This window comes from uncultured Pseudoxanthomonas sp. (assembly GCF_947498795.1).
Lineage (GTDB): Bacteria > Pseudomonadota > Gammaproteobacteria > Xanthomonadales > Xanthomonadaceae > Pseudoxanthomonas_A.
This window is the reverse complement of the sequence record NZ_CANMLQ010000001.1, coordinates 682649-696901: the sequence shown is the minus strand read 5'-3', so window position 1 is coordinate 696901 and position 14253 is coordinate 682649. Positions and strand designations below refer to the sequence as shown.

The 14253-nt window shown below is 67.6% G+C and carries 18 protein-coding genes; 13 read left to right on the top strand and 5 right to left on the bottom strand.

What is annotated here, in order from left to right; all coding sequences use genetic code 11:
* Positions 1-12 precede the first annotated feature (12 nt).
* From Q0907_RS03380 to Q0907_RS03350, 7 genes are read left to right on the top strand one after another with little or no spacing between them, the layout of a single operon-like run.
* On the top strand, positions 13-288 hold the full coding sequence (locus tag Q0907_RS03380) for a hypothetical protein (RefSeq protein WP_299341487.1): 276 nt from the start codon (positions 13-15) through the stop codon (positions 286-288).
* Positions 285-479, top strand: a complete 195-nt coding sequence (locus Q0907_RS03375) for an Arc family DNA binding domain-containing protein (protein WP_299341484.1) — start codon at positions 285-287, stop codon at positions 477-479. The genes Q0907_RS03380 and Q0907_RS03375 overlap by 4 nt, the downstream gene beginning before the upstream one ends.
* Positions 476-655 (top strand): DUF4177 domain-containing protein, encoded by a 180-nt coding sequence (locus tag Q0907_RS03370; protein WP_296280912.1) that lies wholly within the window; start codon positions 476-478, stop codon positions 653-655. Before Q0907_RS03375 ends, Q0907_RS03370 begins: the two co-directional genes overlap by 4 nt.
* A gap of 10 nt (positions 656-665) precedes the next feature.
* The gene (locus tag Q0907_RS03365; protein WP_299341481.1) at positions 666-1460 is read left to right on the top strand and encodes an alpha/beta hydrolase; all 795 of its coding nucleotides are present in this window, start codon (positions 666-668) and stop codon (positions 1458-1460) included.
* 12 nt (positions 1461-1472) lie between these two features.
* On the top strand, positions 1473-2015 hold the full coding sequence (locus Q0907_RS03360) for a PH domain-containing protein (RefSeq protein WP_299341478.1): 543 nt from the start codon (positions 1473-1475) through the stop codon (positions 2013-2015).
* Between the two features lie 9 nt (positions 2016-2024).
* Positions 2025-2843, top strand: coding sequence for a M15 family metallopeptidase (locus Q0907_RS03355; protein ID WP_299341475.1), 819 nt, complete (start codon positions 2025-2027; stop codon positions 2841-2843).
* 5 nt (positions 2844-2848) lie between these two features.
* A complete protein-coding gene (locus Q0907_RS03350; protein WP_299341473.1) occupies positions 2849-4261 on the top strand; it encodes an FAD-binding oxidoreductase in 1413 nt (470 codons plus the stop codon).
* Positions 4262-4268: 7 nt separating this feature from the next.
* Here Q0907_RS03350 and Q0907_RS03345 read toward each other — a convergent pair whose 3' ends face one another.
* The 5 genes from Q0907_RS03345 to Q0907_RS03325 form a co-directional block, all read right to left on the bottom strand.
* A complete protein-coding gene (locus Q0907_RS03345; protein ID WP_299341471.1) occupies positions 4269-4943 on the bottom strand; it encodes a DNA-3-methyladenine glycosylase in 675 nt (224 codons plus the stop codon).
* A 4-nt stretch (positions 4944-4947) separates the two neighbouring features.
* Positions 4948-5316, bottom strand: a complete 369-nt coding sequence (locus Q0907_RS03340) for a DUF423 domain-containing protein (protein WP_296280902.1) — start codon at positions 5314-5316, stop codon at positions 4948-4950.
* Between the two features lie 144 nt (positions 5317-5460).
* A complete protein-coding gene (locus tag Q0907_RS03335) occupies positions 5461-6624 on the bottom strand; it encodes a polyketide cyclase (protein ID WP_299341468.1) in 1164 nt (387 codons plus the stop codon).
* Between the two features lie 266 nt (positions 6625-6890).
* A complete protein-coding gene (locus tag Q0907_RS03330) occupies positions 6891-7532 on the bottom strand; it encodes a response regulator transcription factor (protein WP_296280898.1) in 642 nt (213 codons plus the stop codon).
* Positions 7529-8770 (bottom strand): sensor histidine kinase, encoded by a 1242-nt coding sequence (locus tag Q0907_RS03325; protein ID WP_296280896.1) that lies wholly within the window; start codon positions 8768-8770, stop codon positions 7529-7531. Before Q0907_RS03325 ends, Q0907_RS03330 begins: the two co-directional genes overlap by 4 nt.
* 179 nt (positions 8771-8949) lie before the next feature.
* Between Q0907_RS03325 and Q0907_RS03320 the strand changes: the two genes are divergently transcribed.
* The 6 genes from Q0907_RS03320 to Q0907_RS03295 all read left to right on the top strand — a co-directional run bounded on the left by Q0907_RS03320 (position 8950) and on the right by Q0907_RS03295 (position 14196).
* Positions 8950-9546 (top strand): GNAT family N-acetyltransferase, encoded by a 597-nt coding sequence (locus tag Q0907_RS03320; protein WP_299341464.1) that lies wholly within the window; start codon positions 8950-8952, stop codon positions 9544-9546.
* Positions 9543-10316 carry a septum site-determining protein MinC gene (minC, locus tag Q0907_RS03315; RefSeq protein ID WP_296280893.1) on the top strand — a complete coding sequence of 258 codons (774 nt, stop codon included), beginning with the start codon at positions 9543-9545 and terminating at the stop codon, positions 10314-10316. Before Q0907_RS03320 ends, minC begins: the two co-directional genes overlap by 4 nt.
* Positions 10317-10359: 43 nt before the next feature.
* Positions 10360-11169: a septum site-determining protein MinD gene (minD, locus tag Q0907_RS03310; protein WP_296280891.1), complete on the top strand. Its 810-nt coding sequence runs from the start codon at positions 10360-10362 to the stop codon at positions 11167-11169.
* A gap of 2 nt (positions 11170-11171) precedes the next feature.
* Positions 11172-11426 (top strand): cell division topological specificity factor MinE, encoded by a 255-nt coding sequence (gene minE, locus Q0907_RS03305; protein WP_296280889.1) that lies wholly within the window; start codon positions 11172-11174, stop codon positions 11424-11426.
* A 132-nt stretch (positions 11427-11558) separates the two neighbouring features.
* Positions 11559-12008 carry a hypothetical protein gene (locus tag Q0907_RS03300; RefSeq protein ID WP_299342608.1) on the top strand — a complete coding sequence of 150 codons (450 nt, stop codon included), beginning with the start codon at positions 11559-11561 and terminating at the stop codon, positions 12006-12008.
* Positions 12009-12210: 202 nt separating this feature from the next.
* Positions 12211-14196: a M2 family metallopeptidase gene (locus Q0907_RS03295; RefSeq protein WP_299341460.1), complete on the top strand. Its 1986-nt coding sequence runs from the start codon at positions 12211-12213 to the stop codon at positions 14194-14196.
* Positions 14197-14253 lie beyond the last annotated feature (57 nt).

The following is a 14253-nucleotide window of genomic DNA, read 5'->3' as shown; positions in this document are numbered from 1 at the left end:
GGGCGCGCCGGCATGCACGCCTTCGTTCCGCTGGTGCTCGCCGTTTCCGGCCTGCCCGCACTGCTCATCGGCGCATGGATGAGCCGGGCCGCCGACGACCGGTCGCGCGGCATGGCGCTGCACTGGGTGCTGGTGGGGCTGGCCATCCAGGCCGGCGCCGTCGGCATCTACTGGGCCGGTGGGGACGACAGGCTGGCGCAGGGCATCGTGATCGCGATGGTGGTGCTGGTGAACGCGCTGATCGTGTCGATGGTGCTGCAGCTGCGCCGCAACAGGAAGCAACCGTGAGCGAGAAGCAGGACAAGAAAGCCTACCCGCTGCGCATCAATGCCGAGGTCCTGGCGGCGGCACAGCGCTGGGCTGACGATGAACTGCGATCGCTCAACGCCCAGATCGAATACGTATTGCGCGACGCACTGCGCAAGGCCGGGCGCCTGCCGAAGGGCGACGCCCCGACAAACAAGAAGGACGCGCCATGAACCATCGCTGGAGCCACAAGGTCGTCGAAGTTCCGTTCAAGATGTTCGCCGGCAAGCTTACCGACCGCATGCAGCAGGAACTGGACAAGATGAGCGTGCAGGGCTGGGAACTGGTCAGCACGCTCTTCATCGAGCACGAAATCTCGGTCCGCCTGTTCTTCAAGAAGCCGGCCTGAGGCCCGCCCGGTGGCCGGCCTCGCGAGACGCATCAAGCGCATCTGGGTCACGTTGGGGCTCATCGCGACCGTAGTCTTCACCACGTGGTGCCTGGTCGCCTACTACGCCAATGCGGAAGGCCGTCGCGCGGCACGCGGGGATGCACGCGTCGCGGTCGACCACCGTGAGGGGCGCTGGGTGTTCATGCCACGGCAGCCGTCGCCGCACGCCACGGGGCTGCTGTTCTATGCGGGCGCACTGGTGGACCCGCGCGCGTATGCCAGGCTCGCCCATCGCACCGCGGAGGCCGGTTACCCGGCGGTGATCGTCGAGCTTCCGCGACGCGGCGCGTTCGGCGGCGCGGAGGGCTCGCCGGTGCTCGCGCGCGGCCAGGCCGCGATGGCCGCATTGCCGGGCGTGCGTTGCTGGATCGTGGGCGGTCACTCGCGCGGCGGGGAAGTGGCATCCCGCCACGCACTCGCCGACCCTCTGGGCACGGCGGCCCTGCTGCTGGTCGCGACGTCGCATCCGCGCGACGTCGACCTGTCCATGTTGACCATGCCCGCCGTCAAAGTGGTCGGCGACCGCGACGGCCTGGCGACGCCCGACCGCGTGGCCCGCAACCGCCACATGCTGCCTGCGCACACGCGATGGGTCGACATCCCCGGCGCCAATCATTCGCAGTTCGGCGACTACGGCTTCCAGCCCGGCGATCGTATCGCCCGCATTCCGCGCGACGCCCAGCAACAGCGGCTCGCCGGAGAAGTGAACGGCCTGCTCAAGGCTGTCGCCGCCCGGACCGCCTGCCAGTCCGTCGCTCCTTGACCCGGTGATGACATGCAACAGAAGCAACACTACGAGATCGCTCCCCTGCCCGGCCACGTCGCCCTGTGGCTGTGGCTGCCGATGCTGGGCGCCCTTGGCCTGACCGTCGCCGCCCTGCTGCTGGAATCCCCTGCGCCGCCGCTTGTCGCATGGCTGACGGTGCCGTTCGTGCTGGCGGTAGGCGCCATGCTCGCGCTTGCGATGCGTCGCAGGCGGATCGTGCTCGACCACCGCACGCTGCGGGTGGAAGCCACGTTCTACACGAAGACGCTACCGGTCGAATCCATCGACCTGGAGAGGGCGCGCGTGCTGAGCCTGGAGGAACACACGGATCTGGCCCCGATGCTGAAGACCAACGGCTTCAGTCTGCCGGGGTTCAAGGCCGGCCACTTCCGCCTGCGCAACCTCGGCAAGGCGTTCTGCCTGGTGACCGATCGCACGCGCGTACTCACCCTGCCCTTGCGCGATGGGGGTCTGGTGCTCGTGAGCCCCGCACGCCCCGGCGACCTGCTGGCGACGTTGCGCGAACTGGCGGCGCCTTCGCCGCGTCGCTAAGCTGCGGCCATGCGACGCCCCACGCGCCCCCTGAAAACGCTGCTGCTCAATACGGCGCAGATCGAACTGTGGCCTGCGGATGTGCTGCACGTGCGTAGCAACGCCGACGCGCGCTCGCTCGCCGGCGCGCATACCGTATTCCGCCGGAAGCGGGATGGCCGCTACCTGGCGGCCGTATCGACGCGGGCAGTGCGCCCGCTCGTTCCGCGCTTGTTCCGCGAGCCCGGCCTCGACGAGGCGTGGGATGCCCTCGACCGGCTCGAGCAGGCTACGCGCGGCATCGATGCGGACGCGCAAGGCTCGCTGCCCCTGCATGCGTTGCAGCAACGGCTGCACGACGTGGGGCTGGACGATTCCTACGGCGAGCGCAGCGGCCTGCCGCTGGTCCCCGAACCGGCCGCGCTGGTGTTCGCCGGGCGCGACCGTTATCGCCGCCCCCTTTGGCTGTCGGCAGCCACGGCGCGCGCCTGGCTGGCCATGCAGCGCGCCGCCTACCGTGACGGCCTGATGCTGGACGCGATCTCCGGTTACCGCAGCCACGACTACCAACTCGGCATCTTCGACCGGAAGCGGGCGCGCGGACTGACCGTCGAGCAGATCCTCACCGTCAATGCCGCGCCCGGCTACAGCGAACACCACAGTGGCCACGCACTCGACATCGGCACGCCCGGCGAACCCCCGGCCGAGTCGTCCTTCGAACGGACCGCGGCCTTCGCCTGGCTCACCCGGCATGCGGGCGATTTCGGCTTCGGCATGAGTTACCCGCGCGACAATCCGCACGGCATCGTGTACGAGCCGTGGCATTGGTGTCACCGGCCGGTGTGCTGAGCGGCATGCGTCGCCGCGACGCGTTGGGCTGTGCACTGGCTGCGGGTACGGTCGGCTGCCTGCCCGGCTGCGGCGGACCGACCGAATCCGCGGAGTCGGCCAGCGATATAGCTGCGCTGGACACCACGCGCATCGCCGGCGTGGTGCGGCCGACGACCACCGCCGGCGTCGCGGCGGCCTTGCGTGCTTGGCGCGGCACGGTCTGCATCGCCGGCGCGCGCTTCAGCATGGGCGGCCAGACACGCGAACCCGATGCGCTGCAGGTCGACCTGGCCGGCATGGATCGCCTGCTGGCGCTGGACCCGGAAGCGCGCGTCGCGCGCGTGCAGGCCGGCATGCGCTGGCGCCGCCTGCAGGCGCTGCTCGACCCGCACGACCTGTCCGTGAAAGTCATGCAGAGCTACAGCAATTTCAGCGTGGGCGGCTCGGTCTCGGTGAACTGCCATGGGCGCTACATCGGCGAAAGCGCCATCGCCACCACGGTGCGTGCGCTGCAACTCGTCACCGCGGAGGGACGCACGCGCGAACTGTCCCGCGAACGCGAGCCCGACCTGTTCTCCGCCGTGCTGGGAGGCTACGGCGGCCTCGGCGTGATCACCGAAGTGGAGTTGGACCTGGCGCGCAACACCCGCATCGCACGCAGCGTCGCCGCAGTGCCGCTGGACGACTATCCGGACTGGTTCCGGGCGAACGTGCTGGGCCAGGACGATGTCGTCATGCACAACGCCGATCTGGTGCCTCCCGGCTTCGACGCACCGTTGGCCATCACCTGGTCGCGCAGCGATCTGCCATTGACCGACACGCGCCGCCTGGTGCCCGAAGGGTTGGACTACAGTCGCGAGCAGAACCTGATCTGGTCGGCCACCGAACTGCCCGGCGGGGATGCGCTGCGCGAACGCTTCATGACGCGCCGCCTGCAGAGCGAACCTCGGGTGATCATGCGCAACTGCGAGGCCAGCCTGGATGTCGCCTCGATCGAACCGCGCACGCGTCGCGTCTCCACCTACCTGCTGCAGGAGTATTTCGTCCCTGTGCAGGCATTCCACGCGTTCGTTGCGCGCATGCGTGCCATCCTCAGGGGCGCGGACGCGGAGGTCCTCAACATCTCGATCCGCCACGCGGCGACGGATGCCACCTCGCTGATGCGCTGGGCGGACCGCGACATGTTCTGTTTCGTGCTGTACCACAAGCAGCGCTCGTGGCAGGACGCGCGCGCCATCGGCTGGACGCGGGCGCTGATCGACGCCGCGCTGGACCATGGCGGCCGCTATTACCTGCCCTACCGCCTGCACGCCACCCTCCGTCAGTTCGCGCGGGCGTATCCGCAGGCGGACCGCTTCGCCGAGATCAAGCACCAGGTCGATCCGGGCAACCGGTTCCGCAATCTGCTCTGGGACCGCTATCTGTCCGGGCCGTGAGGCGGCATCAGTCCTGCGAACGTTTCGTCGGCACCTTGGTGTCGCTACCGAAATCCGCGATGCGCCACAGGTACTGCGCGGCGTAGGTCCGATAGGGCCCCCACTTCTCGCCCCGCGCCGACAGTTCCTTGGGCGTCGGCATGGCATCCAGCCTGTCGACGAACTGCGCGCCCTTGCGCACGCCCAGGTCGTCGATCGGCAATACATCGGGGCGACCCAGGCGGAACATCAGCATCATCTCCACGGTCCACCGCCCGATGCCGCGCACGGGCACCAATGCCGCGACGATCTCGTCCTCGTGCATCGTCGACATCTGCCGCAACGTGGGGATCTCGCCGCGCTGTTCGCGCAAGGCCAGGTCGCGCAGCGCCAGCGTCTTGTTGCCGGACACGCCGCAGGCGCGCAGCGCGGCGTCGTCGATGCTGCCCAAGGTGTCGTGGTGCAGGCGTGTGCTGCCGATGGCCGCCTCGACCCGACCCACGATCGTGGCGGCGGCCTTGCCGCTGAGCTGCTGGTACAGGATGGCGCGCGCGAGCGCATCCACCGGATCGAACGAGGTCTTCCACGTCGGCTGCGGCGCGATGTACCCGATGCGCTTCATCCAGGTGCCCAGCCGCCGGTCGCGCCGGGCCAGATGGTCCCAGGCCTGTTCCGTATCGAAACCGCGCGCGTGCCGGGGCATGGCGTCAGCGACGGACGGCGTCGACTGCCCAGATCACCCAGCCGAGCATCAGGGCAATGCCCCCCGCCGGCGCCAGACGCGTGGACACGCCACCGAGTGCGCCTGCGGCCAAGCTGCCCGCGAACAGCAGTGTGCCCAGCAACAGCAGGCAGAGCGCCGCCTTGCCCATGCGCCGTGTCGTGCTGGGGCCCAGCGCCGCAAGGGCAAGGCCGTGGCCGAACGCGAACAGTGCGGCGGTCTGCGCGTGGGACTGCGCCTGCGCAGCGGCCATCCCGTGCGACGCATAGGCCGACAAGCCCACGGCCATCGCCGCGAGCAGCCCTCCGCACAGGGCCAGGAACGAAGGTTTGCGTTGGCGGCGATCGTAGTTCATCGGCTCACGGGTCCCGGAGTCGGATGGGCATCCTGCCAGCGGAGGACGGCCAGTCGCGGAACGCCGGCCCCACAAACGCAACGCGCCGCATGAAGCGGCGCGTTGGCGTGGAACCGATCATCCGGGACGGTCGTCCGGGAAGATTTACTGCTTGACGGCCCAGTAGATGTCGAACTTGCCGGTGGCCTCGAACGAGCCGTCGACACCCGACTTCCATGCCTCGTACGGACGGTCGACGACTTCGTGACCCGAGGTGACCGCCCAGGCACGCAGTGCGTTGCGCTGGTTGTCCAGCTCCGCCATGTAACCGGTGTAGCTGGCGAAGGCCGACTTGCGGGCTTCGGTGCGGACGTATTCGACCGGGGCACCGGACGGAATGGTGACCTTCAGCTCACCCGTCGAAGCGACCGGCGCGGCGGACACCGGCGGCGCAATCGGGCCGGCGTTCTCGGCGGCATCCGGCTTCGGCGCGGCGCTGCCCTTGCGGACCGGCTGCGCGATGTCGAAGGCGTACTTTTCGGTGCCGAAATCGGTGGTGATGATGCGCAGCGGACCGGCGGCGACCAGGCCGTTGGCGTCCATCACGCGCTTGATCCACTCCTGGTTCTGCTTGATCGAGGCCTTGATGGCGTCGTTGGTGCGGTCGATGTTGCCGGCGTTGACGACCAGCAGGTCCTCGGCGGGCACGTCGACGATCTTCAGGTCGGTCAGCGGGCTGCCTTCGGTGCGGTAGTCGAAGTTCGGCACGGTGGCCAGCATGTTGGTCAGCTTGCCCAGGCCGGCCTTGACGGCGTCGCCGACGTGGCGGCTGACGTACATGCCCGCATAGCGGCCGAGCAGGTTGAAGCCGTAGGTGACCTCATAGCTTTGGGTGACCTTCACGTTGCGGTTGTTCTTGCCGCTCGGCGTCAGCGTGAAGACGCTGCGCTTGTCGTCGCCCATGCGCTTGTCGACAATCGAATACGCGATCTTGCCGGGACCACCGGTCGGCGCCGGACGCTCGCTCTCGACTATTTCCCAGCTGCCCTGGCCCCAGGCGGCATCGGCGGAGTTGAATTCCACCTTGGCGCCCACGCCCGTGTTGTTGTCGCCGCCGGAGTAGCTCAGTTCGTTGGCCGCGCTCGGGATCAGCGGGTTCCAGTCCTTCAGTCGGCGCACGTTGTTCAGCGTGTCGAACACGATGGTCATGCGACGGTTGGTCTCGACGCTTTCCTCCAGCTGGCGCTTGGAAGGCAGGATCAGGCCGATCACCAGAAACAGCGCCAGAACCAGCGCCAACGCAATCACGAACTCGATCAAACGGGTCATTCAGGAGTCTCCGGGGGCCGGTGCCTCGGCCGTGAAAAAAATGCACCGCGCATCCTAGCAGGGTTGCAGGGCTTCGCGCAGCCCATCTGACACCGGTTGGCCGCCCCGCTCCGGGCACGTACGCGGGCGCATGTCGTCCCCTCACGCGAAGCGCTGTTGCGCTGCAGCGACGGGCGTTCCGGCCGTTCAATCGCTGGCAGGACCGGTCGGCCGGACCCTTCTCTTCCCGCGGAGCCGACGTGATGTTCGCAGGGCCTGGCCGGGGCTCAGACGAGCTGCAGTTCGAAAGCCTTCAGCACGGCCCGCGTCCGGTCGCGTACGCCCAGTTTGGAGAGGATGTTGGACACGTGGTTCTTGATGGTGCCCTCGGCCACGCCCAGCGAGTTGGCTATCTCCTTGTTGGAGAAGCCGCTGGCCATCAGCCGCAGGATCTCGGTCTCGCGATCCGTCAGCGGATCGGGCCGATCCAGGCTGACGAACTCGTTGCGCATGTGTTCCAGCCCCGACAGCAGGCGCTGGGTGACCGCCGGTTGCACCAGCGAGCCGCCATCGGCCACGGTGCGGATGGCGCCGACCAGCTGCTCGAGCGAGACATCCTTCAGCAGGTATCCCTTGGCGCCTGCCTTCAGCCCGGCGAGGACAAGCTGGTCATCGTCGAACGTGGTCAGGATGATGGTGGGCGGCAGCTGGCCCGTGCGCGCCAGCGCCTGCAGGGCTTCCAGGCCCGACATGACCGGCATGCGCATGTCCATCAGCACCACGTCGGGCTTGGCCTGCGGAACGACCTCGATGGCCTGCTTGCCATCCGCCGCCTCGGCCACGACCTCGATGCCGTCGTCCAGCGCCAGCAGGGAGCGGATGCCCTGGCGCACCAGGGTTTGATCGTCGACCAGACAGACACGGATCACGGGGTTCCTCCGGAGCTGAGCTCGGGTATGGGTTCGGGTGGGGAAGCGGAAGGGGCGTCGAGCGCCGGGGCCGCCTCGCTGGCGGGCAAGGCGATGTGCAGGCAGAAACCCCTGCCCGGCTGGGTTTCGATGCGCAACACGCCGCCGTACTGGGCCAAGCGCTCGCGCATGCCGGTCAGGCCATTGCCCGCCACCACCCGGGGACTGCCGGCGCCGTCGTCGCGGGCATCGATCAGGATGTTGGCACCCTCGCGCCGGCAGTGCAGCCACAGGTGCTGGGCGCCGGCGTGGCGGACGGCGTTGGTGATGATTTCCTGGGTACACCGCAGCAGCACGTGGGCGCGGTGCGGATCCTCCAGGGTCAGCGGCTCTTCGATATCCATGCGGATGTCGAGGGAGGGCACCTTTTCGGCCAGCGGCACCAGCGCCGCCCCGAGGTCGATCGCCCCGCTGTCGCGCAGCTGGCTGACGGCTTCGCGGACGTCCGTCAGCAACAGCCGCGCCAGGGTATGCGCCTGCTTCACGTGCTCCTGCGCGCGCCCCTCGGTCATGTGGCCGGCGACTTCCAGGTTCAGGCTGAGCGCGGTCAGGTGATGGCCCAGCAGATCGTGGAGTTCCCGGGAGATGCGGGTGCGTTCGTTGACGCGGGCACTCTCGGCGAGCAGCACGCGGGTGGCCCGCAGTTCGGCATTGAGCCGGCGCTGGTCCTCGCGTGCCTGCGCCTGCTGGCGCGCCACGTAAGTGGTGATCAGCACGAAGGCCGAAAACCCCACGTAGAACATGGACTGGAACAACGCCTCCCAGAAATTGAAGTCGTCGCGCGCCATGAACGACGGCACCAGCAGGACATGCGCGGCCAGCAGCCATGCGACCGCGAAACGCAGCTCCAGCAGCCAAGGCAGCACCCCCGCCATGATCAGCAGCAGCACCGCGCCCAAGCCGGTCTGGGTATAGAACCCCACGCCGATCGCGGTCGCCGTCAGCACCATCGCAAGCGGCACGTTCCAAGCGACCGGCACCGCGTCGCGCTGCCCATCCAGTGCACGGGTGGCCACCCAATAGATGGCGCCGAACGTGAAGTAGCACAGGGCGGTCAGCGGGAGGTTCACTCCCTGCCCGTCCGTGCCGCTGGACGGCGGCAACACCCACACATTCAGGATGATGGGAATCCCCACCAGGGCCCACGTGTAGAGCCCGGCGGCGCGCAGCAGGCGGGTATGGCTGAGTCTTCCCAACATCCGGGCATCTTAGGCGGAATCGTCCACGCCCATGTCCCAACTAAAGTCATGCCGACGTTGGAAGGAAGGTCGGCCGGGTTCATCCGCGGCTCACCCGCGCCTCGCCGGTCGCGGCGGCACCATGCGATAATCCGGCCTTGGCCTCGTGCCGCCCTGCAAGACCCGTTCGGAGTCAGGTAATGTCGATTGTCATCCGCGACGTGCGCGAGCACGAGCTGGATTCCGTCCTAGCCCTCAACAACAATGCCGGACTGGCGATCCTGCCGCTGGATGCGGCCAAGGTCCGGCGCTTCTACGAGACGGCCGAATACTTCCGCGTCGCCGAGCGCGACGGCAACCTCGCCGGTTTCCTCGTCGGCTTCGGCTCCGCCGCCGACCACGACAGCAGCAACTTCGCCTGGTTCGGCGAGCGCTACCCCCGGTTCTTCTACATCGACCGCATCGTCGTGGCCAGCCGCCGTCGCGGCGGCGGCGTCGGACGCGCGTTCTATGCCGACGTGCAGAGTTTCGCGGAGCTGCGCTACCCGCAGCTGGCCTGCGAAGTCTTCCTCGACCATGGCGCGGACCCCGCCCTGCTCTTCCACGGCAGCTTCGGCTTCCGCGAAGTGGGCCAGAACGTCATGGCCGAAGCCGAGGTGCGCGCGAGCATGCTGATGAAGGAACTCTGCAGCTACCCGTGGGTGCGCGAAACCTATGGCGACGCCCTGCCCGACGTGCCCTGGGCGCGGACCCGCCTGGTGGCCGACGCCAGCGCGCAGAGGCCGACGGGCACATGAGCGTGACGCGAGCCCCCATGGATTACGAACAGGCCGGCGAACTGAAGATCGGCCAGGTCGGCATCGCCAACCTCCGCATCCGCACCCTCGACGTCGACCAGTTGATCCGCGAGATGCGCGAACGCGTCGAACGCGCGCCCAAGCTGTTCGGGCGTGCGGCGGTGATCGTCGATTTCGGAGGCCTGACCCGGCTGCCGGACGTCGACACCGCGCGGGCCCTGATCGACGGCCTGCGCGGCGCCGGCGTGCTGCCGGTGGCGCTCGCCTACGGCACCCGCGAGACCGAGACGCTCGCCGAACACCTCGGCCTCCCCCTCCTCGCCAAGTTCCGTGCGCAATACGAGCCCGTGGGAGGCACGCAGGCGCCGACGACGCCCGCGCGCCCTGCGCCCGAGCCCGTCCCGGAGAAGGCGCCCGCGCCCGCCAAGGCCGCGGAAAGCAAACCCGGCCTGGTGCAGAAGACGCCCGTGCGTTCGGGCCAGCAGCTGTATGCCGAGAACCGCGACCTGACCGTCCTCAGCACGGTGGGCGCCGGCGCGGAGGTCATTTCCGACGGTTCCATCCACATCTATGGCGCGTTGCGCGGTCGTGCGCTCGCCGGGGCGCGCGGCAATGCCGACGCCCGCATCTTCTGCCGTGAATTCCATGCCGAACTGGTCGCCGTCGCCGGCCACTACAAGGTGATGGAGGAAGTACCCAAGGAACTGCGCGGCAAGGCCGTGCAGATCTGGCTGGACCAGGACCAACTCAAGATCGCCGCGCAGGACTGAGCGCGGCGCAAACCGAACATAAGAACGACCAAGGAGAACACCGTTGGCTGAAATCATCGTAGTCACGTCCGGCAAGGGCGGCGTCGGCAAGACCACCACCAGCGCCAGCATCGCGTGCGGGCTCGCGCGCCGCGGCAAAAAGGTCGCGGTCATCGACTTCGACGTCGGCCTGCGCAACCTCGACCTCATCATGGGCTGCGAGCGCCGCGTGGTGTACGACTTCGTCAACGTCACGCAGGGCGAGGCCACGCTGAAGCAGGCCCTCATCAAGGACAAGCGCTTCGAGACGCTGTACGTGCTGGCCGCGTCGCAGACGCGCGACAAGGATGCGCTGACCAAGGAAGGCGTGGAAAAGGTGCTGAAGGACCTGTCCGACGACGGCTTCGACTACGTCGTCTGCGACTCGCCCGCCGGCATCGAGAAGGGCGCATTCCTCGCCATGTATTTCGCCGACCAGGCCATCGTGGTCGTGAATCCGGAAGTGTCCTCGGTGCGCGACTCCGACCGCATCCTCGGCCTGCTGGACTCCAAGACCCGCCGCGCCGAAAACGGCGAGCCGCTGAAGGCCAACCTGCTGCTGACGCGCTATAACCCGGCGCGGGTGGAAGGCGGCGAGATGCTCAGCATCAAGGACGTGGAAGACGTGCTGGGTCTCAAGACCCTGGGCGTGATCCCCGAATCCGGCGACGTGCTCAACGCGTCCAACAAGGGCGAACCGGTCATCCTCGACCTGGAATCGCCGGCCGGCCAGGCCTATGACGACACCGTCGGCCGCCTGTTGGGCGAAGACCGCCCGATGCGTTTCATCACCCTGGAGAAGAAGGGTTTCTTCAGCAAGCTGTTCGGAGGTTGAGCATGGGCCTGTTCGATTTCCTCAAGGCGAAGAAGAACACCGCCGAGACCGCGAAGAACCGCCTGCAGATCATCATCGCGCAGGAACGCAATTCGCGCGGCGCTCCGGATTACCTGCCGCTGCTCCGCCGCGAACTGCTGGAAGTGATCAAGAAATACGTCAACGTCGACGTCGATGCGGTGAAGGTCGACCTGATCAAGGATGGCGACCACGATGTGCTGGATATCTCGGTCGCGTTGCCCGAAGGCAATACCTGACGAGACCGGCGTGGTCGGGTGGAGCCTGCTCCGCTCGCTATTGTCAGGTCCGGAACGAAAGGCAGCGGAGCAAGCTCCGCTCTACGCATGACGTCCGACGACACTGCTGCCATCGATGGGAACGCCGGTGTGATGCGGGTGCGCGAGCTGCCGCCCGGCGCTGCCGATGCGCTGCTTGCGTCCCATGGCCTGTCGCTCCATGTCGTCGACGATGGCGCACCGATCCCCGGCAGCTTCTGGGGCGAACCCGAGGCCGGCGTCATTGCCCACAACGTCTACGTGCGCGGCGATACGCCCGTGCACTCGATGCTGCACGAAGCCTGCCACCTGATCGTGCTGCCGGACGAGCGCCGCGCGCAGGTGCATACCGACGCCACCGATTCGGTGATCGAAGAGGACGCCACCTGCTGCCTGCAGATCATCCTGGCCGACGCGCTGCCCGGCGTGGGGCGCGCGCGCCTGATGGCCGACATGGATGCGTGGGGATACACCTACAGGCTGGGCTCGACACGGGCGTGGTTCGAGCAGGATGCGGATGACGCCCGCGCCTTCCTGAAAGATCGCGGATTGCCTCACCGCTGAGGCCCCCTCTGTAGGAGCGACGTCAGTCGCGACCGTACGCCTTCCCGTCCCTGGGGACCCGATGCCTCCGCGGTTGGACGCCGACGCTACGCGCTCGCGACTGACGTCGCTCCTGCGGGGGAACAGACGCCGCACTTGCCGCCCTTCGCGCGTCTCACTACCCTTCGGGTTCCCGTGCCAGCCGAACCCCGAAGGACGCCCCGTGAAGCATCGCCACCTCCTGCTCGCCCTCGCCGTCGGCGTGAGCATCGCTACGCTCGCCGCCTGCAAGAAGGACGAGCCGGCCAGCGACAAGGCCGCCACACCCGCCGCGCCGAAGGGCGAGACCGCCGACCAGTTCATCGCGCGCGTCAACGACGAGTTCAAGAAGATGTATCCGGAGCTGACCGCCGCGCAGTGGCTGTCCAGCACCTATATCAACGATGACAGCCAGCTGCTGGCCGCCAAGGGCAACGAGCGCTACCTCACCCAGCTCAACAGCTGGATCGAGCAGGCGAAGAAGTTCGAAGGCCAGCAGATGTCGCCCGAGACGGCGCGCGCCATCCAGTTGCTCAAGCTGGCCACCGCGATGCCCGCGCCCAAGGATCCGGCCAAGCTCGCCGAGCTGACCCAGATCGCCACGAAGATGGAAGGCACTTACGGCGCAGGCACCTACTGCACCGGCGAAGGCGATGCGAAGAAGTGTCGCCAGCTGGGCGAGCTGGAAGACGTATTGCGCAGCAGCCGCGACTACGACGAGCAACTGGACGCGTGGCAGGGCTGGCACACCATCGCCCAGCCGATGCGCGGCGACTACACCCGCTTCGTCGAACTGGTGAACGAAGGTTCCAAGGAAATGGGCTTTGCCGACGCCGGCGAAATGTGGCGTAGCGGCTACGACATGACCCCGGCCGAAATCGCCGCCGAGACCGATCGCCTGTGGGGCCAGGTCAAGCCGCTGTACGAGCAGCTGCACTGCTACACCCGCACCAAGCTGCAGGCGACCTACGGCGTGGAGAAGGGCCAGGTCAACGGCCTGCTGCCGGCCCACCTGATGGGCAACATGTGGCAGCAGGACTGGGGCAACCTGTGGGACGTGCTGGAACCCTACAAGGGCGCCGGCAGCCTCGACATCACCGGCGCGCTGGAGAAGCAGTACCAAGCCGATTACCAGGCCGCCCTCGCGAAGGCGGGTCCGGGCCCCGGCACCGATGCGCTGTTCAAGGCCGAGCGCGAGGCGCAGCTGCAGGTCGCCAGGCAGATGACCGAGCGCGCGCAGGACTTCTACACCAGCCTCGGCATGCCGAAGCTGCCCGAGAGTTACTGGGCGAAGACGCAGTTCATCAAGCCGATGGACCGCGACGTGGTGTGCCACGCCAGCGCATGGGACATGAACATGGCCGGCGACGTGCGCACCAAGATGTGCATCAAGCCGAACGAGGAAGACTTCACCACCATCTACCACGAGCTCGGCCACGTGTACTACTACCTGGCCTACAACAAGCTGCCGCCGCTGTTCCAGACCGGCGCGCACGACGGCTTCCATGAAGCCATCGGCGACACGATGGTGCTGGCGATGACGCCGGATTACCTGAAGTCCATCGGCATGGTCGATGCGACCGCGCAGAGCAACGAAGCGCTGATCAACGCCCAGATGCGCATGGCGCTGGCCAAGGTGTCGTTCATGCCCTTCGGCCTGATGATCGACCGCTGGCGCTGGGGCGTATTCGACGGCAGCATCAAGCCGGCCGACTACAACAAGGCATGGTGGGAACTGAAGGCCAAGTACCAGGGCGTGGCGCCGGCCACCGCGCGCGGCGAGGACTTCTTCGATCCGGGCGCGAAGTACCACGTGCCGGGCAACACGCCCTACACGCGCTACTTCCTCTCGCACGTGCTGCAGTTCCAGTTCTACAATGGCCTTTGCGACGCGGCCGGCTACAAGGGCCCGCTGTACAACTGCAGTTTCTACGGCAACAAGGCGGCGGGCCAGAAGTTCTGGGCGATGCTGGAGAAAGGCGCCAGCCAGCCGTGGCAAGGCACGCTGAAGGAACTGACCGGCACCGAAAAGATGGATGCGGGCGCGGTACTGGAATACTTCGCGCCGCTGCAGGAGTGGTTGAAGCAGCAGAACGAAGGCCAGACCTGTGGCTGGCAGACTCCGGCCACGGTCGCCGCACCGTCGCCCGCGGCACCGGCGAAATCGTAAGCTCGCCACCGGGACGGGCCGCACGTGGCCCGTCCTTTTTTCCGGAAACGACATCGC